The organism is Spirosoma sp. (assembly GCF_026391055.1).
Classification (GTDB): Bacteria; Bacteroidota; Bacteroidia; order Cytophagales; family Spirosomataceae; genus Spirosoma.
In genome coordinates this window covers 140,555-161,847 of sequence record NZ_JAPLET010000014.1, presented here as the reverse complement: position 1 = coordinate 161,847, position 21,293 = coordinate 140,555, and the positions used below count along the sequence as shown (strand labels likewise).

The 21,293-nt window shown below is 48.3% G+C and carries 18 protein-coding genes; 10 read left to right on the top strand and 8 right to left on the bottom strand.

What is annotated here, in order from left to right; translation table 11 throughout:
* Positions 1-43: 43 nt before the first annotated feature.
* The gene (locus NT073_RS05380; protein ID WP_297369899.1) at positions 44-1,750 is read right to left on the bottom strand and encodes a UvrD-helicase domain-containing protein; all 1,707 of its coding nucleotides are present in this window, start codon (positions 1,748-1,750) and stop codon (positions 44-46) included.
* Positions 1,751-1,955: 205 nt separating this feature from the next.
* Between NT073_RS05380 and NT073_RS05375 the strand changes: the two genes are divergently transcribed.
* On the top strand, positions 1,956-2,660 hold the full coding sequence (locus NT073_RS05375; RefSeq protein WP_297369896.1) for a hypothetical protein: 705 nt from the start codon (positions 1,956-1,958) through the stop codon (positions 2,658-2,660).
* 170 nt (positions 2,661-2,830) lie between these two features.
* On the opposite strand, the gene NT073_RS05370 is transcribed toward NT073_RS05375, so the two are convergent.
* On the bottom strand, positions 2,831-3,577 hold the full coding sequence (locus NT073_RS05370) for a hypothetical protein (RefSeq protein ID WP_297369893.1): 747 nt from the start codon (positions 3,575-3,577) through the stop codon (positions 2,831-2,833).
* Positions 3,578-4,376: 799 nt separating this feature from the next.
* Here NT073_RS05370 and NT073_RS05365 point away from each other — a divergent pair.
* From NT073_RS05365 to NT073_RS05345, 5 genes are all read left to right on the top strand, one after another.
* Positions 4,377-5,639, top strand: a complete 1,263-nt coding sequence (locus NT073_RS05365) for a replication initiation protein (RefSeq protein WP_297369890.1) — start codon at positions 4,377-4,379, stop codon at positions 5,637-5,639.
* Between the two features lie 89 nt (positions 5,640-5,728).
* The gene (locus NT073_RS05360) at positions 5,729-6,433 is read left to right on the top strand and encodes a hypothetical protein (protein WP_297369887.1); all 705 of its coding nucleotides are present in this window, start codon (positions 5,729-5,731) and stop codon (positions 6,431-6,433) included.
* A gap of 266 nt (positions 6,434-6,699) precedes the next feature.
* Positions 6,700-7,776 carry a hypothetical protein gene (locus NT073_RS05355; RefSeq protein ID WP_297369884.1) on the top strand — a complete coding sequence of 359 codons (1,077 nt, stop codon included), beginning with the start codon at positions 6,700-6,702 and terminating at the stop codon, positions 7,774-7,776.
* On the top strand, positions 7,698-8,426 hold the full coding sequence (locus NT073_RS05350) for a hypothetical protein (protein WP_297369879.1): 729 nt from the start codon (positions 7,698-7,700) through the stop codon (positions 8,424-8,426). Before NT073_RS05355 ends, NT073_RS05350 begins: the two co-directional genes overlap by 79 nt.
* A gap of 145 nt (positions 8,427-8,571) precedes the next feature.
* Positions 8,572-9,048 carry a hypothetical protein gene (locus NT073_RS05345; RefSeq protein ID WP_297369875.1) on the top strand — a complete coding sequence of 159 codons (477 nt, stop codon included), beginning with the start codon at positions 8,572-8,574 and terminating at the stop codon, positions 9,046-9,048.
* A gap of 87 nt (positions 9,049-9,135) precedes the next feature.
* Here NT073_RS05345 and NT073_RS05340 read toward each other — a convergent pair whose 3' ends face one another.
* Positions 9,136-10,299: an acyltransferase gene (locus NT073_RS05340; RefSeq protein WP_297369872.1), complete on the bottom strand. Its 1,164-nt coding sequence runs from the start codon at positions 10,297-10,299 to the stop codon at positions 9,136-9,138.
* A gap of 484 nt (positions 10,300-10,783) precedes the next feature.
* On the opposite strand from NT073_RS05340, the gene NT073_RS05335 reads away from it, so the two are divergent.
* Positions 10,784-11,230, top strand: coding sequence for a hypothetical protein (locus NT073_RS05335; RefSeq protein WP_297369869.1), 447 nt, complete (start codon positions 10,784-10,786; stop codon positions 11,228-11,230).
* A gap of 683 nt (positions 11,231-11,913) precedes the next feature.
* On the opposite strand, the gene NT073_RS05330 is transcribed toward NT073_RS05335, so the two are convergent.
* Positions 11,914-12,771: a DNA/RNA non-specific endonuclease gene (locus tag NT073_RS05330; protein WP_297369866.1), complete on the bottom strand. Its 858-nt coding sequence runs from the start codon at positions 12,769-12,771 to the stop codon at positions 11,914-11,916.
* Between the two features lie 531 nt (positions 12,772-13,302).
* Here NT073_RS05330 and NT073_RS05325 point away from each other — a divergent pair.
* The 3 genes from NT073_RS05325 to NT073_RS33295 all read left to right on the top strand — a co-directional run bounded on the left by NT073_RS05325 (position 13,303) and on the right by NT073_RS33295 (position 15,106).
* Positions 13,303-14,670: an IS110 family transposase gene (locus tag NT073_RS05325; protein ID WP_297369863.1), complete on the top strand. Its 1,368-nt coding sequence runs from the start codon at positions 13,303-13,305 to the stop codon at positions 14,668-14,670.
* 71 nt (positions 14,671-14,741) lie between these two features.
* On the top strand, positions 14,742-14,987 hold the full coding sequence (locus NT073_RS33300; RefSeq protein WP_366107227.1) for a transposase: 246 nt from the start codon (positions 14,742-14,744) through the stop codon (positions 14,985-14,987).
* The gene (locus tag NT073_RS33295) at positions 14,879-15,106 is read left to right on the top strand and encodes an integrase core domain-containing protein (RefSeq protein WP_366107226.1); all 228 of its coding nucleotides are present in this window, start codon (positions 14,879-14,881) and stop codon (positions 15,104-15,106) included. The genes NT073_RS33300 and NT073_RS33295 overlap by 109 nt, the downstream gene beginning before the upstream one ends.
* Positions 15,107-15,669: 563 nt before the next feature.
* Here the strand turns inward: NT073_RS33295 and NT073_RS05320 are convergent.
* Genes NT073_RS05320 through NT073_RS05305 form a run of 4 tightly spaced genes read right to left on the bottom strand, consistent with a single transcriptional unit; the run spans position 15,670 to position 21,293 of the window.
* Entirely contained in the window at positions 15,670-16,308 is a 639-nt protein-coding gene (locus NT073_RS05320; RefSeq protein ID WP_297369860.1) for a YEATS-associated helix-containing protein, read from the bottom strand.
* Between the two features lie 22 nt (positions 16,309-16,330).
* Positions 16,331-17,428 carry a trypsin-like peptidase domain-containing protein gene (locus tag NT073_RS05315; protein ID WP_297369857.1) on the bottom strand — a complete coding sequence of 366 codons (1,098 nt, stop codon included), beginning with the start codon at positions 17,426-17,428 and terminating at the stop codon, positions 16,331-16,333.
* Positions 17,425-20,106, bottom strand: coding sequence for an ATP-binding protein (locus NT073_RS05310; protein WP_297369854.1), 2,682 nt, complete (start codon positions 20,104-20,106; stop codon positions 17,425-17,427). The genes NT073_RS05315 and NT073_RS05310 overlap by 4 nt, the downstream gene beginning before the upstream one ends.
* Positions 20,103-21,293: a hypothetical protein gene (locus tag NT073_RS05305; protein ID WP_297369852.1), complete on the bottom strand. Its 1,191-nt coding sequence runs from the start codon at positions 21,291-21,293 to the stop codon at positions 20,103-20,105. Before NT073_RS05305 ends, NT073_RS05310 begins: the two co-directional genes overlap by 4 nt.

The window sequence follows — 21,293 nt, the reverse complement described above, 5'->3', positions numbered from 1 at the left end:
TTCTTACGGTTTACTGCAGATTAAAGTTGAATGTCCAATTCACTTACACGCTAAGCGTTTCTCGCTGGAGATAGTACTGACTGTCGGGTAGGGAGAGCCCTTGCTTTGTTCGCGTTAGTCCAACGTAGAGCATATTGATTTCTTCAAGGATACTCCCCGGATTTACCGGCTGACGATTGGGCTGTCCGCCCGCTTCAGCCTTTTGCTGCTGATTCAATAGGTCGATATAATCAGCTAATTTACGCTGATCAATGAAATCGTCGCATAAAGTGACCTGATCATATTCCAGGCCTTTGCTGCGGTGCACCGTTGAAAAGATCAAATCCGCGTGCGGCCGAAAACGTTGGGCCAGGTGAGCCGTCCGGATCTGTTCGATGAAATGGGGTAAGTCATCGCCATACGTGAGCACGAGTTCCAGGGCCGTTTTCATCTGGCCATCACCCGTTTGATCGATGTAATCACCCAGCTCTTCCAGGGAACCCATGGAGCGTAGGAGTGGATTTTTTATTTCACGCTGCCGGTTTTGCTGTAATAAGACCATATCCAACAATCCCGCTCCGTTATCCATAAAGGTATATGTATCGAAGTTACCTTCGAAATAAACGCTTCCGATCACTTCCTGAATGCATAAGAGATTAATAGCTGCGCTGACCAGCTGCAGATTGGTTCGTCCGATCAAGGCCTGTAGGCAGGTGGGTTCTGCTAAAATTGTCGCATCGTCGACACCCATGCCCTCAATGGCCTGAGGGGTATAGGTTTCACCCAGGAAGGGATGAATATGCTGTTTCAAGGATAAAGCGCGCCGGGCCTGGCAAGCAATACCGGGAGGAAATCGGAAGCTCTGCGTTAAACCATAGGCGTCAAAATCTACCTGATTCAGGCTGTTGACAGCGTGGCGGAACCCGTAGATTTGTTGATGGCTATCCCCTACAATGACCCGGCGCGCGTGCTGCTGCCGGCTGAAGACATCCAGCATTGTTGGAGAGGCATCCTGCCCTTCATCGAAAAGAATATAGTCGTAGCGCAACTGAGGCGCTAACAACTGATATTTCTTCAAGTAATAATCATGGGTTACTTTCAGGCTTCGCTCGTCCATTTGATTCCAGAGCCAAATGGCACCGGCTTGGATAACCGCCCCAAAATAATCGGCGAACCGGCGGGATATCAGGGGATCATAGCGGAGGAGGTGATTGTAGTTAAGGTCCTCGATCCGGGCAACGGGTTCATTACAGTACCAAGCTAGCAGCCGTAAGCTGTGAGCGGCTACAGCTGTCCAGGGTGCTTTGCGACGGGTTGAGGGCATGCAACGGACAACGAGCGATTCCTTTTGCATTCGATTGGCCAGATCAAAAGCCGAATAGCTGCCACTGGCCAGCAATTCGCTGTTTTGTTTGATAACTCGCCCATAGGCTAGGGAATGCGCCGTGTGGATGGTAACGCCCCGTACGCCTTTTCGCGCGAAAGCTTGCTGAGCCTGCTCGCGCACGGTTCGGTTGAAGGCTAGATAAAGGCCGCGGCTACCCGTTTTTTGACGCCTGGCATACTCAATCAATGTGGTTGTCTTTCCCGATCCAGCCACGGCGTTTATCTTCATATCGGTTTGACAGTCGACAATCGCTTCCTGTTCCTGCGTTAGGGCATACCCATTTGCCTTAGACTTCAGCGTTGACCGAGGGGTGGGGGGGCGGTTAACCGATCCGAAGCTTACGCCAGCAAAACGGTCGAGTAGGGACCAGTTCCAAGTATCCATGTTCTTATCGTTTTAAAAGTACCCGGGTCACGCCAGACCGGATCACCGCACCGGCGGACCGGCCAGACCGGGTCGTATCAGACCGGTCGTTTGATTATTTTCTGTAATTGACTCCTTAGCGCTTGACATTTTGAAAAAGAATATACATTCACGCCAATTTTCAAATCGTATTACTGGGTTTAAACACCCTTAGCTTTATTTAACTATGCTCAACGTCCTAATTACTAAAGTCAAACCCCATATCTCTCCTCTGCTGGTGTTACTGCTGATCGGTCAATTAACAGCCTGCAAAAAGGGAGGGGTTTCCCCGGACGGCGATCCTGACGCGCTGACGCTGAAAGCCCAGCAGACAGAATTGCTCAATGATGCCAGTCTGCCAGTGGCCGTGTCGGGTACCTATCAGGCAGTCGTCATCCGCTGGGAACGGTTCAATAATTCGGATTATAAGAATGAAGGCTTTGTGACCTACGATACACCATCCATCGAAAGCAACTATTACCTGCAGGTAGATCCTACCGTCGGCAAGGATTCCATCCAGCTTACGTTTTGGGGGAACGGTTACGGCGGTGAGATTGCCAAACGAAATCTGGGTCGTTTCAAAGTATCTCAGGTACTTAGCCGTACCAAATCGGGTGATGAGGCCACCGGGTATACCCTGGATAGTTGGCAGTTTGGCAGTGCCCCCGATTTGAATCAGATCCACATTGCCCGCCTGGCTTATGCTAACAAAACCGAGTTGAGTTACGGCATGACCTTGTGCCGGATACTGGATAAGTCCAGGGCCGACTATGGTCAGATCGCGATGAATATCACGGGTCAATCGGACCCCACGTCGAATCCCCGTAACCTCAACCCGTGGGGCCATTTTACTTTTACGCGCCGATCGACGGGGACGCTGTTGAACCGCTAAAGGAGTCGCGCTGGTCATTCTATGATCGTTCTATCTGGTAGTAAAATACGCACAAAGCAGGAACTTTCTGAAAGGTTTCTGCTTTTTTTTTGGTCGTATTTACGTATGACTTAAACCTCTTTTCCCTGTTATATAGTTTTAATGAATGGGTGAGGTTACCGACGATTGGGTCAATCCACTATCTCTTCGGATGACGGACGCACGTACACGTGATGCAAGTACATGTCTGTGCGAATAGGAAAGCCCTCCAGGTAGCGATGAATTACTTTGTTTTGATACGGATCAGGCTGGACGATGGATTCCAGATCGATGAAAACGATATTGTAGCGAATCTGCGCTACGGCCTGGGTCCGGCCTTTACTACGATCTTTTTCGTACTGATTTTTTAGTAAATGAACCGTTTCGTTAGCCATTCGGTAGCCATCCGTTGGGTCCTCTACTAAATACTTATAGTTCAACGTGTTGTAAATATAATCCTTATGATAGTTTGACAGGGCTATGTCATAGCGATCCGGATGCTGGGCAATTTGTTTCCACTCATTAAGTTCATCCTGCACGACTCTGTGCTGATCGGTGGGTACATCGAACAACGTTTGTGTATCGAGTTTGTCCAGATCCTGCTGCAATTTCTGAATCACCTCCTGAATCGTGTCGAGTTTGGTTTGACGGGTAATTTTTTCGGCTTTTTTGAGAAAATACCGATGTGTTCGAAAGAAGGTGAGCCGACAGGCAGGTTTTCGCAGATTGATTAATTTAATGGTCCGGCAATCAAACTCTTCCCAAGGGTAAAAAAGGGGTGCATGTTCACGGCTTATGTATCGAAGCTCGCAATCATCGGGTTCTGGCCCCTCCAGATTCCAGCCTTCGGGCCGCAGGTGTGGTACTTGTTGAATGCATTTTAGCAGTTCAGCACTCATATACAAATAATGATCGCTTTCATAGACTTTTCGTTTTGGTCTCCGCTTTGGCTTTTGTTCCTCATTTTCCATGATTGCTTGATACCCACCTGGTTTTAGTATGTTGCGCAATATTACACTTGAAGGTAAATATTACAATTGATTGCTAATCATTTTCTGACAATTTTATCTAATTTCCTCCAACCAGTTGAGTCATAGCCTTACTTATCCACCGATCTTTTAGTTTTTTTTCTAAGCCACCCGTCTTTTTATAATTTAAACTTACTTTTTACTACTTTTTACTGATTGAATAGATAATACAGGGAAAAAAACATCGTGCTAACTAATTGATGTTGAACGCTATATAATAACTAAATTTATAGTTCAGTGACTAATTCGCTAAGTGTTACCGGGTTCACAAGACAGATCCGCTAACCTCAAGCGACAGTTTCGCTAGCTTCAAACGACAGATTCGCTAATCTCAGGTGACAAATTCGCTCATTTCACGCGACAGATTCGCTAGAAACTGAATAACTAGAATGACAAATCCGCTAAGCAAAATTCGGTTTATCCACATATTTACTTGACTTGTTAGGACCCTGGTCTACCGCGATAAAAGCACACATGCTGGTTCCGGGCGCACAGGGTACATCAACCAATTGCACAAAATCCAACCGGAAAAAAAATTATGTAATCTTCATAATGTTAGGTTTCTGAAATATTTATAGTTGGTAAATATTCCAGTTTGTCTTTTATAAACCGAAAAAAAAATTATATTTGACCATACATAAAGGGGTTAAAGAAATATTCTCTTGTGCGTATGTCATCAAAATCTGATATCACATCCCTGCCTTTGCCGCTGAAGCAGATCCTGGCTGAATCCCAGAAGCGTCCCGTTAAGCAAAAGCGAAGCAGTCCCCCGGTGGTGGTTTCCTCAGCAGTTCAGCTGAATCTGTTCGAATTTTTCGAGCAGGGGTATACGCCAAATAATACTAAAGCGAATTACTCAGTCGAATTAAACCAGGCTTTTCGTCAGCAGATGTTTCGGGAACCCATGCGCTTACTCCAGGCGCTGCCCAAGCTCAATGTGCTGGAACGACGATTATACTGGCTTGTACTGGGGGCCCTAAAGAATTATCAATATCTCCAGCAGGCAACCCCCCAGAGTGAACCACTACTTGAACAACGATTGTCTTTTCAGTTTCACCGATCCCGCCTGCGGCCTTGTAAGGATGAAACCGCAACGGTGAATATTAGCGTAACCGATGTCAAAAAGACGCTGGGTTCTTTGTCTGAGAAGCGAATCAAATGGGTTAATCCCAAAGGCGATCAGGTGTCGGTTCACATCTTTGATACGCAGTACCTGATGGGCGAAGGGCTGATGGTTTTGGAATTGAATCCGAAACTGACGGAGGCCTTCCTGAAGCTGGGCAATGATTTTGCTCAGTTTAATCTCCAGAAAGCGCTCTTACTTAAAAAAGAATATTCGCAGCTTATGTATAGCTACTTCTCCCGACATCAGTGGCGCGGGAAGTGGACGATCGCTATTGATGATTTCCGGAAATTGATGGACGTACCCAATCAAAACGACAAAAAAAGTGACTACAAAGGGAGTTACGATCGATTTGCGAACATTAAACGACGGATGATTGAACCGGCCATAGACGAAATACAACTGCTGGGAGATATGAAGATTACCTACCAGGTACAATCAGTCAATCGTCAGGTAACGCACATTCAGTTCACCATCTGCTCAACAGCGGCCAAGCAGGTCAATGATAACGATCCGGCGGCAAAAGCCCGGTTGGAAAAGCTTCTTGGTGTCATAGATACAATGAGTTATGCTGATAAGCTGACATTCACCGCCAAGACACTCCAGGAATATTACCCTAAGCTCCAGCCGTGGCAAAAAGATCGTATCCTGGCGGAGCGGAAATTACTGGACTTATTCCTCAGGGCAGACGCTTACGTCGAAGCAGGTTACGTGCAACAGGAAAAGCATGAGGCTTACGTTGCGACCAGTGTATTTGGCCGTTCGGCCAACCTAAGCACCTCTTCGACCAGACATACGGCTCTTCTATAGGTCATGCTACTGCGTAGCCCGCACCACGTACTTTATCTCTTCTAAACTTACTGCGTTCAACCTTTTCAAAAGATTAAGTAGTCACGGCTATGGATATAACACCCATCCAGCGCGGAATTATGCTTCTGGTTTTTACTGGCCTGATCATTTGGCTCATCTATAATTGGTGGATGTTAGCCGGTGGCCGGCATCCGTCAAAACGGCAGCCTACTTCCTATAACCTGGATAACCAATCTAACAGCCGCTTAAACCAGGCACTGCTTTCCCTGCAAGAGTTTCAGCAGCAACCTATTCTGGAATCCGCCCGGTTAAATTTTCTGCGTCAACTGGATGCAACGGTTTTACACGACCTGATTCTGCTGGCCCTCTCGGCGGTAAATTACGTCGTTCGCATGGATGAACCGGCTCTGCGCTACGAGCTGCCTCCCCTGAGGGAGACCGAACCTAACCGTGATTTTGTGATACTCGACAACACGGAGGCGCTGACCAAACCGTCCTATAAAGGGCGGTTAAGCCGACCCATGAAAGAGGTCATGATGAATCTTGAACCACGTATTGAGTCGGGTAATGTATTTACAGCAGACGGCCGACCGGTGCTGGTATCCATTCAAACAGAGGGGAATACCTACTCCCGCTATGGTTTTAGTCGACTTAATAAAGCGTGTGAGTTGGAAAACCTGATGGGACTTTTAATCTACCTGGGTACCTCACCCTTGACATCCGCACCCGTGTCACCAGTTGTCATTTTGACAGGAGGCGAACTGTTAGCCATTCTTGATGGACTTGAAACGTAGCTTAACGAACACTAAAACAAATGAACAGTATGGTCGCTCAACATAAGGTAGCAGCTAACCTAGATGACCGAAAAAAAATGAGGTCCCTGTCGATTGAGAGTATAGTGGATTCCACCTGGATATGGCTATTCTTTGGATACATTTTTCTAAGGTTACTGTGGCAATGGGTTAGCCCAGCGATAGAGCTAATCTGGCTAGTAGTCGAAAAATGGCGGGAGTTTCTCCACTACCACTAAACAACATGTCCGTTTCAAACATCATAAACTATGAAAGTCGATCCGATAAAACTACCCATTGACCTTTATCGTCAGTATTTAACGTTAACGGATGAACAACTGACCCAAGCTGTCCTCGTTGTTAAAACGTGTCGTGAGCGTGGAATTTTTTCTTCCCAAACGCGCCCAGTTGACTCTTTTAAGCCTGGACTATTTGATTCTGCCTATACCCGGTATTGGCACGATCAGTTCATGGAACATGCTGCTCGTCACACCTATTTTGTCGAATTTAATATTCGCTATTTCACGGCCTTTCTGCTAACCTATCTCATGGATAACTGGGGCTTGCACCCTGATGAAACTAGTGAGGAATTTTATCGTATCCTTTTAGAATCAAAACCTCTATTCGACGCTCACTATAAGAAGCAAATTAATGGTTTGGGGGCTCCTACCTTCGAGGCAGAGATGGATTTAGCTCTGCTCCGCTTTGTTGACTCTACCATTTGCAGTCAATTAATACCCTATAAAAAAATGCCGGCAGATGAAGAAGCGGAATTCATCAATGCGGGGAATGTCGAAATGGAACCGACCCTGAGTATACCGCTTGAGCTTTATGAAGACACATTTGATGAGGGTTGTGAGTTTAGCCCATTGGCTTTGGCAACCAAGGGAAAAACAGATGAGCGCCCACCGGATGTAGGATCACTGCTGGTAGCAAGTAACCAGGTTACGCCCAACAAATTTTTGAAAAAAATCAGCCAAAATTTAGTTGGCACATTCGATCCCCTTGATTTCAACGCTCCCCTGTCGCCTCCGGAAGAAGATACGTCAATCAAACAGGGCAGCTTAGCGAATCTTAACCGATTTACCACGGAGGAGTTGATCAATCAATTAGCTGAATCTGACATCGATTTACTAAGTAGTTTACCTTGGCATTCCATTCAGGCCTGCCCCAACTGTTTTAGCCGGGCGTTAGCTGAACGGAAAAAGAAACGGATGAAGGCACTCATTACTGCTCAGCGTGTCGCAAACGCGTGCGGCCGGCTTATGTGCCTTTTTATGATGAAAACTACACGGCTGATCCCCATATTGCCGTCACCAAACATCGACGTCACCTTACCCAGCTAATAACTGATAAAATTGCCAGTCTTAAACGACTGGAGTCCTTAAAGGTATCTTGCTGGAAAAGGCACTGCTATTTTATTAGTTTAGATCAGATTGATGAAAAAGCATATAAGGACCTTGCTTTATTATACGAAGCTTTTTACGCGGATTATACCGCTGACACACCAGATGCCAAACTGCAGATTCATCTCTGCTCCAACGGAGGTAACGTCTTTCAGGCCAAACGAATTAGTGCGCTGATCAATGCCAATCATCACATAACGCATGTTCAGGGGAGTGTGCTGAACAGCGCGTCTTTCACTATTTTCTTTTCGGTGATCTGCACCCGTGAGTTAACTCCACATGCGCAGGGAATGTATCACTTGGCCCGATCGGCGCAGTTCGTGTTGGAAAATGGGTTAATTCCTGGCTGGCAAGAGACGATTAATGGGGAGGAGTCGCTGGCACTGTGTCAAAAGCTTGGCATGACCGATTTGGAAGTTCTTCGAATAAAAACAGGGGAGGACGTTTACTTTTCCTATACACGGTTGAACGATTTTCTCGGACAGCCAACTGCTCACAAACCAATTATAAAAGATATGTCAAATGCTCATCCATACGAGGCTGACATAACAGCTATTGCTAAGCAGTTCACCGCTAGTAATTCAGAGTAATGGCTTTATACACTTTATGGTTTATTAAAACTCGACGCCCCATTCATTAGTGCTACTTTACTTTTCAAAACAGGGAAGAGCACGCTGTTCCGGATGGGTATCAGGCAATTGTAGTCAGTAATCAAGTCTACTTATTTGATCTTCTATGAAACCTTTTGATCGTTCTATCATTTACACCCGGCTGGCACCGCTGCTCAACTTGATTATCCCGGACATTCCGCTCCGGCCGTTTTTTTCCCGCCTGATTATTGCTTTTCTGACCACTCAATCGATTGGAGCATTAGTCACACTAGGGCAGTCGATATTAGGCAGTCCCCTGGATGACACCTGGCAATATTACCTGTTTCTCGCGTTGGAAATGATCCAATACGGTTGTTGGTTCTGGAATGTCTGGTATGGAATCCGTCTGTTGTTTACCTGGGTTATTCCACTCGATGCCAAAGGAATTCTGACAGCGGATTCTATTGCGTTAGCCGTCTCGCTTGGTTTTCTATTGTTTATGGTTAGCGCCGTTTCTTCCCTTCAAGATCAAACGTACTCCTTCACGTTCCGATTAGTATTAATCGCTGCCTTTACCGTTAGCATCGGCCTGCCGATAATCTGGAAAAAAGCTTCGTATTAGCTGAAGCTTATATTAGAGTAAATAAATGGGATACCGACACATCGGTATCCCATTTATTGTTTTAAGAAGCGCAAATTGATTTTCAAGTTAGTCTACACTAGCGGTCAGCGTGGCTTTGATCGAAATGCTTTTTTTGTGGGTATGACCTAACAATGGTTTTTCAATCAGAAACCAGGATAACGTGGCTATACAGATGAGTAGCACCGAGTAGAATACAGTTTCTGTCAATCCATTCCCTGAATTAATGTGCAGGATGTCAGCCGTTCTCAACCAGGCCAGCCGGCCATAGCTTTGCTGCGGGGCATGAATAGTAAAGATTAGATTATGGTACAGATACAACCCGTAGCTGATCCGGCCAATGTATTGACAAACGGGATTCAACAGAAGCAGCCGGCCCAGCACGCCAATGGGTTGGTGGCAATAGCCTACCAAGTATCCCCCGTAGAGCGATACCGTAAAGCGTAAGCCAGCGGCCATGCCTGGCGAATAGAATAACCCCCGACCGGCAAGCTGCCAAAGCAGGCCAGCCAGAATAACCGATGGCCAGGCGATGAATAAACTGTTCAGAAGTATCGATGAGTTGAAAAACGATTTGCTCTGTTCAGGTCTGTAGAACCAGTACCAGGCAACTAGTAAGCCTATGCCGTACCCATCCAAACAGCCTGGTAGCAGGCAATAGCTGGCTGGCCACCAGATCGCTGCTGGAAAAAGAAGGTAACTGCTGCCCCGGTAAAATAAACTGATGATAATCAGGATGAATCCGAGCTTGGGCAGCTGCTGGCTAGGCGTCAGCCATATTAAGAAGGGCATTAGAATATACAGCTGTTCCTCAACCGACAAAGACCACAGGTGATCCAGATGAGCTACTGGGTGAATGACCAGAAAAAAATTGGCGGTATACGTAAGAAAAGGTATCCCTTGATGCCGGATCACTGAGTCACCCGTCACCAATAAGACTGTCAAAGCAAGAAAATAAATTGGAAAAATACGCCAGGCTCGTCGTCTTAAAAAGGGAGTCATAAACCTTCGAAAAGAAGTCGGCTCCTCACTTAGATCAACCCGTTGTTTTTCAATTAATAAAATTCGACTAATTAGAAAGCCGCTTAAAACAAAGAACAGCGAAACCCCTGCGTTTCCGACCATGGCATAATCATGCATTCCTTCAACCCAATGATCCAGGATTACGAGCCCGATGGCCCACGCCCTTAGACCTGTTAAAGCCGGAAGATAGCGTACTTTGATTGTCGCCATGGTATTAAGGGGGTTATACACCTACAGATATATTCATAAACCTTTCGATTCGAGTAGTAAATTTAATTTTTTTTCGGTCGAATTCTAATAAAATATATAAACCAGACTTAAAGTGCAATGGGCTGAGAGTACTCACCTTAACTGTGTTAAATACTCTTTTCGTAAGTCATTTTAGATAAACGACTTAACTCCCTATCAACTGTATCAATTAGGTAATAGGTTTGTAGTTAAGCACTATTCATATGCGCATCAGACTTATACGCTTCCATTTATACCCAATGAGCAAAATGAACTGTTCTTTAGACCGGTATTCTAAGGCACGCAACCGATGCAGAGGGAAGAAAGGATGAACGGGATAAGCTCATTGATTAGAGTAAAATGCGGTTTTATGGCCGCCCCCCCTCGCCATGGCTTCACCACCGTAGCGATAGGTAGAGCTTAATGAACGTTATCCAAAACTAATTGGTGGATAGTAAGATAAAACATGAAAACAACCAAGGGTACAATCAAAATTCAATTTTCCATTTTAGGCGACCGAGCTTCTTACTTTACCATGTTACGTACCCATCGTCATCAACTCCTGTATTATCACGGTCCTGTATTTCCTGACTCTGATTCGGATGGCTATTTTCATCTTACCAAAAAAGCACGTGCCCGCTACGAAAACCAGTATTTTCTTAAACACGCTGTACATCTAATAGTAGACTCAACCTTACTATACACAGCCTTTATGCCCTGCCTGAATTGGAAACATCTGGAGGATACCCAAATAACCTATGATGGTACAAATTGGCAATTAACCCTTCAAGTGGATGATAAATATCTTTCCTTCTGTCATGATACAGTTACCGATGAGTTTGCCGACTGGGTTAACCGACTGGAACTTATCATTCGAAGGCCTCTGATGGCCAGAGGTTTTTATTACGAGTAGGACTACCAGCCGCGTGGTGAGGTTTTGATAAAAAAGAATGAAGCGATCTCCTATTTAAAAAAGTTGACGAGCGCGGGCAGGAATTGAAGACGAGCAATGAAAGAACCTACCGGAGAACTTGTAAAATGAAACGTTACAGGATATGAAAAAAGACATAGTTAGTTTACAATTCTTCATCGGAGGATATCATGGGGTCAATACCGAAATACGTATCGTCCAGAATAATGGGTTGTATTTTCAATCCCCTTTCCCTTTCCCCTCCTCTATGTTTATGGAATTGGCAGAACCTGTTAATGTAAATAGCTTCACTCTACGAGAGCTGATAAAGCCATGTCTGATTTGGCAGAGTAGGTATGAAAGCCCGGTCCTGGACGGTATACAATGGAGTTTATTAATCCAGATTCAGACCACCCGGTTGGAATGCGTTGGCTCGAACGCATTCCCTGAGGATTTCACCAGTTTCGTGTTCGGCCTAGAACAATTAATTGGAAAACCTATACGCTGAGGAAGGATTGACTTCGCCCGTTAAAATTAGTTGTCCGAGTATGAGGGTTGATGAATTAGAAGCTCTCGTAACAGTTAAACCGTTCCACAACAGTTTGGTTCAGCGTCGCTTGACCCACCACTGGAATTCAGCATGTGGTTTAAGGTGTTCTATTATCTCTCCCCGCACTCTCTCCACTTTAGATCCCTTCATTGTCTACTTTCGCTTCAACCTCTCGTTGAATACGTTCCGGAACATTCGACAGGAAGTTATATCCCGTCTGCTTTTCGACCTCATCGATACTAACTCGGTATCGCGTCCAGGGCTGCAGACCCGTCGTGTTGGTATTGGGCATCCAGACAGCAATCACCCGGGTTTGGGCGCTGATTCGATTCACATCCCCGGAACCGATCGGCAGTACCACCATTATTTTCCAAAGCGCAGCCGGAACCGTCAGTTTACCATTGGCGATACTAGTGGCTTTGCCGCTATCGCCTTCGCCTCCTTTCCCATACGTACCAGCTATGATATAGACCTCATTTCCCTGAGTCAATAAACCACGGGTGTAGTCTTCCAGATTCTTCCAGGCCTGCCGGTTATGTTGAGGGGCCTGAGGGACGATGTTGGTCAGGATAAAGGTAGTCTGGTTCTCCTGGGCCGTACTATCCCGATCGTCGGAGGGGCAGAGGTGGCCCCGGTCAAAACCGCTATTGGCATAGTCGGCATGGCGAGCCTGATACCAGGTAGCGGGCAAGCTTTGATCCGGAATGAAGTTGCCGGCATATCGTGTTGCCGAACCTTTCCAGGCAGTGCTGAGGTGCCAGCTGCACCAGTTGGCAATACCGGTTGACTGGTTATAGGAAACACTGTAGGTTGGCCGGGTAATCAAGTAAGCGTTTGGACTGGACTCAAGCGGTCTGGCCCCATCGGGATTGCCCATCGCCAGATTATCATCTCGGGTTGGGCTGGTGGTAACCGGAGGGGAAACCTCTGATTGCTTACACTGGCTAAGACCGCTAACGAGCAGCAGGAAAATGAGTATTCTGTTTAACTTCATAGGGATAAAAATAAGGAAACTTCATCCGCCTTAAGCACTCACGTCGAGTCAACGGGTTATTTACCCGACTGCAACACTAGCCTATTCCGCTGGCGGCATTTCGTCGCTTGCTGAGTCTACAACACTTCCGGGAATTGGCCCGCCGACGAGACCAACCCGATATTTGACGCTTTGAAGAACTGGAACAGATTGGGACCTATGTGGCGCAGATTGGCCAAGTATGAACGGAACGCTCATCAACTGTCTTACACTGAAATCGCTCGATTGGCGGGTACCATTGAATACCCAGGACAACTGGAGTAGGCAGATTGGTGCTTTCTAGTTATCTTGTTTTGACCTCAGAAACAAGCTCATCAACCTATACTGGTACGTAGTAGTCCTTACTGAAATCTGGGCTGGAATGGATAAGGCCTCCAAAAGTGGCACTTGTTGAATTCACTGGTGATCTCCTCAAGAGAATCCCGTATAGAAAAATCCTGATATACCCATCCATTCCCTGAGGTCAGTTTACGCATCTAAGCCGCCAAAACGATGGGAAAGTCAACCACTAATTTGCCAATCGTCAATCCGCATGCTGCTGGCATTGACATCGGCTCCCGAGAGCATTGGGTAGCCGTCGACCAGAATAAAGAAAACGTCCAATCCTTTGGCGTCTACACCCAGGACCACCAGGATCTGATTGACTATTTGCGCCAGTATGGTATTACATCGGTAGCCATGGAAAGTACCGGCAGTTACTGGCAAACCCTCTTTAATGCTTTACAGAAAGCTGGATTTGAGGTCTTATTAGTGGGCGGCAATCAGACTAAAAACGTCCAGGGTCGCAAAACCGATGTCATTGATTGTTTGTGGATTCAACGACTCCACTCGTTAGGATTATTGTCGGGCAGTTTTTTATTGAGCGACACGCTGCAGGAACTTCGTACCTACTACTATCATCGCCAGCACTTGATTGAGCAGCAGGCTACTTATGCTCGCAAAATGCAGAAAGCGCTGCGGTTGATGAATATTCGGTTGGATGTAGCTATTCGCGACATCACCGGTAAGTCGGGCCTAGCCATCATTGAAGCGATTTTGGTAGGCAACCGAGATCCATATTACTTAGCCTCCTTGGTGGACGTGCGTGTGAAGAAGTCTAAGGAGGAAATCGCTCAATCGCTGCAGGGCTGGTGGCGACAGGAACAATTATTTGAATTGCAAGCAACCCTAAATTTTTATAAGCTCTATCAAAAAGCGCTGCTAGAGTGTGATGGGACCATTGAACAAGCTTTACGTCGCTCTGTAGCCCAAGAACCTGTTTATAAATCAGCCGAACACGTCCAGCCCGCCACCCGAAAGAAAAACAATAAAAACACGCCTGGCTTTGATGTTTCCCAAATTGCGCTGAGTTATTTTCAAACCGATTTGTTTGCCATACCCGGAGTTAGTCACAGTACGGTTTTATGCCTATTAACCACGTTAGGCAAGGACATCCATAAGTTTGCCAGCGCTAAAAGCTTCGCTAGTTGGCTACGGTTGGTGCCCAACAATAAAATCAGTGGCGGACGCACGATTAGCCGTTATACACCCTCGGGCAAATCCCATATTGCTATCGCCTTACGACAGGCAGCTAACACGATTGGCAATCTGGCCAATCATGAATTGAGTGGCTTCTTTAAACGAGTTGCCTATAAGAAAGGCCGAGTGGCGGCTATCACGGCCACAGCTCGAAAGCTGGCGGTGATTATTTGGAACATGCTGACTAAAGAGGAGCCTTACAAGAAAGCTCAAGTTAAAGACACAGTTCAAAAAACTAGGGAAGCGGGCTTACGGCAAGTGAAACGGCGTTTGACAGCTCTTGATTTAACTCAGGAGGAACTGATTAGGTTGTTTTTAAACTACTCTTTATCAAGCACTTAACTAACTGTTGTATAGAAAATAGGTTGTCAGATTTTCATCAAAATCGACAACCTATTTCAGTGTAAGACCACATTCGCGACCTGCTGAGTCGCTTTCAGTACAGCGAACAACTCCGAGAGACCGCAGTGTTTCGTATCCTCTTTGGCGGTGAAGAAGTAAGCCAGGTGATGGAAGATTTAGGCATTCACAGTGGCCATACCTTGCGCAGCTGGGTCCAACTTTATCGCCAGAAGATGAAGACTTTATTACTTTTGAGGAGGCAGAGAAAGCGGTTGAGAAAAGTATCTACAATTACAACCATCTGCGCCCGCACATGAGCTGTGGTTACCAGACTCCAGTGATGGCTCATCAGAGTGAGCTTCCGCTTAAAAAGCATTGGAAGCCCAAGGTTTACAAGCGGTCAAAATCAGCTCGGGACCACGGCCAATATGGGTAAGTCCATCTGTTTCATCTAAATTGACAACGCTATACCAGGATTACTATTGACTAAAAATTACTGCCTGAAAAACTGACAACTTATTTTCAGGATCAGACAACGGTCAACACTTTTCAGGACGGGTCAAACATGAAATCGTTCATTTAAAGGCCAATGAGTAGTGGTAAATGAACAGCGTAAATGATTGTGAATTAATAGATTGTACCTGTTTGTATATCTTTTTCAAATCGTTCACGAAAACCCTATTCTACAAGTTATTGTAAACCTGACAGTGGACAAAAGTAAATATTCAAGCCGCTAAAGCGAGCAAAATTCTGACCCTTGTTCAAAAGATATATGACGTAATTTAAAATAATAAAAGTGTGCCGAAATAATCACTAATTTTCAGCAATACGTCTGAGTAAGAAGGCCGATTCGCCAAATGACGTATTGTCTGGGCGGCCGGTGTCGTACTACCCTGCATAAATGTTCTAATCACCAAGAAGTTGTTACCTATTTGATAGCGCATTCAGAAAATAAGTAGCCTATTATAGTCTTCTATTTTTTCGTTACAACGCCTTAGCTCATTCAGGCTTTTCTTTCAGATTTTCTAATTGCTCCCGGCTCGATTCGAGCAGGGTAGCGGTCTCTATCCGACTTTCATTCACCTGTCGGGCGGCTTCGTTGACCTGCCGTTGTGTTTCTTTCATCTGGTTCAGCATTCGCTGGGTTAGCGCATCGATAAACCCGTTCGAAGCTATACCCGCCAACAGGCAGAAACCCGCAAAGATGAGCAGGTTCTGATCGGTCTTGTTATAGAGGAGATTGCTGCTGAGGCTATTGAGAAAGAGCGGTACCAGGGCTGAGGATAACAACCCCAGCGTGAGACAGGTAAGCAAATGCCGTCGCCGCTCGTCGGGCGTGGCGGGTTGCGTAACGGGTTCAGTGCCGAGCGTAGCTGACCCCGTCACTGTTGTGCGGAGTTGTTCGGCAGTACGGCGGTAGTTGGCATAACCACCAACAAGACCACAGAGGGCAATAATCAGCAGCATCTCTTGCATACTGAATGGCACCTCTTTGGCAGGTTTGTCGTCGGTAGTTGGGGCCAGATTGCCCGTTGCTGACGCTGATGTTGGGGCCGAGTGGTTCGTTGAATCTTGGGCGAAGGTAGCCGATAGCGCAACGGAGGTCAGCAATAACAGAGAAACGAAGAGGTGTTTCATACGAACGGAAATGTACTTGAGGTTAAAGAGCGAGTTCGGTCACCAGCGCGGGGTGGTTGGCCTTTATGTGGGCGAGGATAGCGGCTATGGGTGTGCCCTGATTGACCCATGCCGTCGGTTTGCCTTGAAACTGTACACCCGTCACAAACTTGGCCCCACGATGTAGCCCGATTACCTCCCAATTGTCGTTGAAAACAGGCGACCCCGATGATCCGCCCTCGGTATCGGTGAAGTAGCGCACGTCGGTTTCGGTAGCGGCACTGACTAGGTTGTTACGGATGCCATAACGTTTAGCCCGCCCTCCGGGATGCTGAACGATGTTGACTGCATCACCTTTCTGGGCGGCGTTGGTTGCTCGGCGCATAGGCGTACGGTCGGTGAAGGACGGTACGCGTAGCAGTGCGTAGTCGAGGGTAGGGTTGGCAACTTCAAGCTGGAGAGCATTGATGGGTGGTTTTTCGGGCAGGCTACTGTTGTCGAAATCGCAGATGAGCAGGGTGTTGGCACTCTGTAGACGAAGGTCAGAATCGGGAGCACTGGGTTCGCCGTCGTCGCGAGCATTCACGACATGGTGGTTGGTCATCAGCAGCGAGTCTGTGACAAGCCATCCGGTACCGAGGTAATAGGTTCGTTCGGTACCGCTAAGGCGGGGCTGCCCGTTCTCAAAGCGAGGTACCCGCAGTTTCATCACCGAAGGACCAACCTCGATACCTGCCTTCATAAACGCAACCGATAGGGTGTCGTCCTGATGAACCAGTACTTCCTTCACGTCGGGCAGCCCAACCAAGTCGATTTGAGGTGCGCCAGACGTGCGGCCCATTACTTCACTCAACAGGCTCTTGATGACTTCGGCCTGCTGGGTGCCATCGAGCAGCGTGGCGGCGTTTTGTAGGTAGAGTTGCAGTGGCACTTCACCATTAGTGAGCCGCCGCACGTTGTTCATTGTGCTGATGTCGCTACGGAGCTGTAGCATGGGCGGCAACCCACCTTGGAGCAGACCCGTAATGGATTTGCTGACGCTCTGAAACAACATCGGACGAGCCATGCCGGTATCGAGCGGGCTGCTCATCAGCGCAGCGACCAACTGGTTTACTTCGTCAGGGGATAGGATTGGATTCATAATAGTATTGATTCATCGATACTAGATTCGTTGTCTAATTCCCAAGGCTGGAGGAAGGGGTCGAGGCCTTGTAGATTTGCTTCGGTGAGGGTCATCGATGACACTGCACCAGGCCAATCGGTAGTAGGGTTGCCGGGTACAAAACGCGCAAGGTTAGCCTCCGCTTTGGGGAATTCGCCATCCAGCATCAAGGATGCTAAGTGTGCTACAAAGTGCGATTTGGTTGGAAACGGCTCATCGAAGGCCAGGCACACCTCACCCAACTGTACCCGCAGTGAGCTAATCGATTTAAGCGCAAATGCCTTCGGGTATGTTGTCTGTAGCAACAGCCGCTGGCCGAGGATGTGCATCAATGGCAACTGAGTGCTGGCTTTTTCAATGGCCTGTTGTGCCTTCGTCAAATAGGAATCGGCCTCGTCCAATTCACGAATCATTAAAATAGCGGCTTGACTCTGGAGCCAGTGCAATTCGGCCATACGCCCCCGGTTTCCTCCTTCAGCCACACAGACTACGCCAGCTTCGAGTACCTTCCAGGCTTGCTCGGGATCTTTCTTTCCGCGTCTAACTAGACATAGCTTCGCTTCGAGTGCAAACAGGGGGCTGTCTGGGGACCGGTCGGGGCGTTCAGTTAGCAGATTATATGCTTCTTGGTAGTTGCGGCGGCTTAGTGCCTGTTGCACTTTGCGAGTTACATTTCGCTCCCACAGCACGGCATCGGCATTGGCAAACACAGACCGGGGCAGTTCAAGGCTCATTCGCGAGGCCAGCCAGACTTTCATCTCGTCGGAATAATCGTCGAGGTTGGCCGCTATCGACCCTTCAATGTCTTTTAGCCACCGTGGTTCCAATTCCCAGGGTTCCTGATTCAGCATCAGCCGGTGGTAAAGTTCCTCAGCCCGGTCCTGTGGGTCGGGGCGGTCTTGGTAGTACCAAACAGCTTTCTGGTGCAGTTCGGATATATCGGCGGGCCTATCCTGCCGCAGTAACCGCACCATCGCTTGCCTAATTTCGGGTCGATACACTAGGGTGCCGGGGTTGCTCGCCTGTACTAAACCATGCTCTCGGCGAAGGGCTTCAAAGAGCAACTGAGCTTCACCTATTCCGCTAATAGCCAAGTGGCAGGTCGGGGCTAGTACGTTTAGGATGACATCGGGCGTAACACGGCGCAACACCATGCCAGGGTGGGCTAGTTTCCGCACGTTGGGGTCGTGGATGTGGTCGAGAATACGGCGGTACAACTGCCCCTGAATCAGTTGCTCATCGATCTGAAACCGGAGTTGACTACCGATGCCTCCGATACCCGTCTGCGTGAGTTCGTGCGGGGCTTTCGTGATTACGTTGGCGGCCAATTGGAGCGTTAGGGGGTTACCGCCTACTTGTTGGGCAACGGTTGTCGCCACTTGCTTGTCGACTACGCCCAACCGTAGCAACAGCAGCACCCGGTCGTGCAGGTCGAGGTTGAGGAGTGGCAGGTTAATCAGGCGCAGATTGTCGATCGGGACTCGCTCGCTTCCAACTTCTTCAATGGGTGCCCGTCCGCAGATGACAATCCGAAGCGCGGGGGAGTGCTTGAGCAAGTAGACGAGCATCCGCCAGAACTCGGTCAGGGTTTCCCGGTCGTGGTACTGTACTTCCTCAAAGGTATCGAGCACCAATAGGGTGGCGGGCTGGGATTGATTGCCTACAGGCAGGTTAACAAATATACTAAATACTCGGTACAGCAAATTCTCTGTCTGTTGAGTGATTTCCGCCCCCATCCCCCGCACTTGTTGTGGGCCGCTTCGCTTGCCAAGGTCACTGCGCAGTTCGCGATAGCGCTTGAGAACATCATTGTATAGCGCGATAGCCGTTTGCTTGCCGAGTGCCTGAAGGGCAAATTGGTTTACGGCTTCGGTCAGAATGGTGTACGGCTGATCGATTCGCAGAGTAGGCTGGTCGAACGCCAGATAGGCAAACGGAATGCGCTCATCGGGGTTTTGCTGACTGTATTCCCACAGCACCCGCCCTATCAACGCCGACTTACCTACACCTCCAGGCCCGTAGATGCCCAGTATGCCGTTGGATGTATTACTCTCTCTGATGTAGCTGCTGATAGTGTTCAACTCTCGTTGGCGGCCTGTGAAATTGTCTACTACGAGGTGATCGAAGGTGGCTACTATACTTTTTTCACGGAGTAATCGCTGCACCTGTTTAGTGGTAGGAAGCGCCGGGTCGAGGCCGTCGAGCCATTCGATGAGTTGTGTGTATTGAGTAAGCTGTTGGTAATGAAGCGTGTTGGGGTCGGGTAGCAAGCCGCTGTTCAAGTATGTTTCCCACATTGTTTGCAGGGGAGTCTGCACCCGCTCTGGGTTGGCTTCGAGAGCGGCGCGCATGGCCTCGCGGGTGCCTAACTGCCGCAATGCCTTTTTCCTGACTGTCAGTTTGAGGGCAAACATGCCCTCCGCCAGCCCACCAGGTACGAGTAGCAGGTCATCGGCCAGCAGTTGACGCGCTGGTTCGTCGGCGTAAGCGAGGTCAAGGGGGCGGAGTACATCGGGCCGGAACCCCTGTAACACCGCGGCTGCCTTCCGGTAGCTGTTGCAGGCGGCTTCGGTGGACTGGCCGACGTCGGGCGGAATAGTCAGAGCTTCGCGCTTGACTTTGTATTTTGCCAACAGGTCTTGGGTGAGTTTGTTCATAGGGCCTCTACGCTCTCTTCCAGCGTGGTTAGTCGGGTGCGGAGCTCGTCGGTGGCAGTGCCGTCGGGCGGAAGGTCGAGTAGCATTTCGAGCAGTATCGTTTCTGCATCGGCACCGGCGGGCAAGATGCCTGATAGTCGTGTCATTGCCAATAGCAGGAGCCTCAGACGAAGGTTGAGTTCAGGCATTTTGGGCTGGTTGACAGGCAGATTATCCACGATGAAACGTCGAAGAGTAGAAGCTGCTACGCTAGGAAGCAGCTGATTCAGCTCAGCCACTACAACGTCGATATCGGTTAGTTTACAGACCTTTACGTCTTCATTGTCTACTTTACCCGTATCGGCGCCAAGTAGTGTAGGGTCTACGTCGATCAGAATTAGGCGGCAGAAGTCAGGGTAGCGGCCTGCAACAACCAGCGACGTGAGGGCTTTCAGAAAGTTGCGGGTATCGGGCCGGAGTTTGTCGCCCCGGAAATTATCGAGGATGAACCAGTGCTGCCCACCTGACTGTGCCGCCTGATTGAACACCCACTGTGCCAGTTCGACTCCATAGCGGTCTTTGTTGGTGGTGGGCAGCGGCCTGGTGTCGAGCGAGCGCCCCATCATCGACACAAAGTCTGTAGCAATTTCTTCGGGACCAGTAGCTTCGCCCTGTTCGGGATTAAAGGGCGCAAGCGGGTACTGTGTAACGCCAGAACTTCGGTTAGCGAAATGGTCGATATACCGGGCTGAGTATGACTTGCCGGTTTTAGTAGCTCCGCCAATCACCAGAATGGGTCTTTGCTTGCCTACAACGGGGTCTACCAGCGTGTTCAAACGCTTCCGAAAATTGGTGCGGTTCACAAACGGGGTGCTGCCGTTCAGAATGCTGCCAGCAAGTACAACGCCGGCGGGTGGTGGTTTGCGCTGACTCACCACATGCCACAAGGCCGCGATGCTCGGTTCGTTCTGGATCAAATTTAGCCCGATAAACAGTTTTTCGAGCCAGGGCGGCGTGCTATTCCAGGCATCCTGTACACACAAGTCTACTGTTTTTGTAATCAGCAGTACAGGTGCCCCTTCGGGTAGGGCATTCGCAAACCTTAGATCGCTAATGGCACCTGTAAGCATAGACCGGGGGCTGCCCTGTGTGGCGATCCACATTGTCAATGCGTTGCTAACAAGCTGTTTTTCCTCGAATGAAAGCAT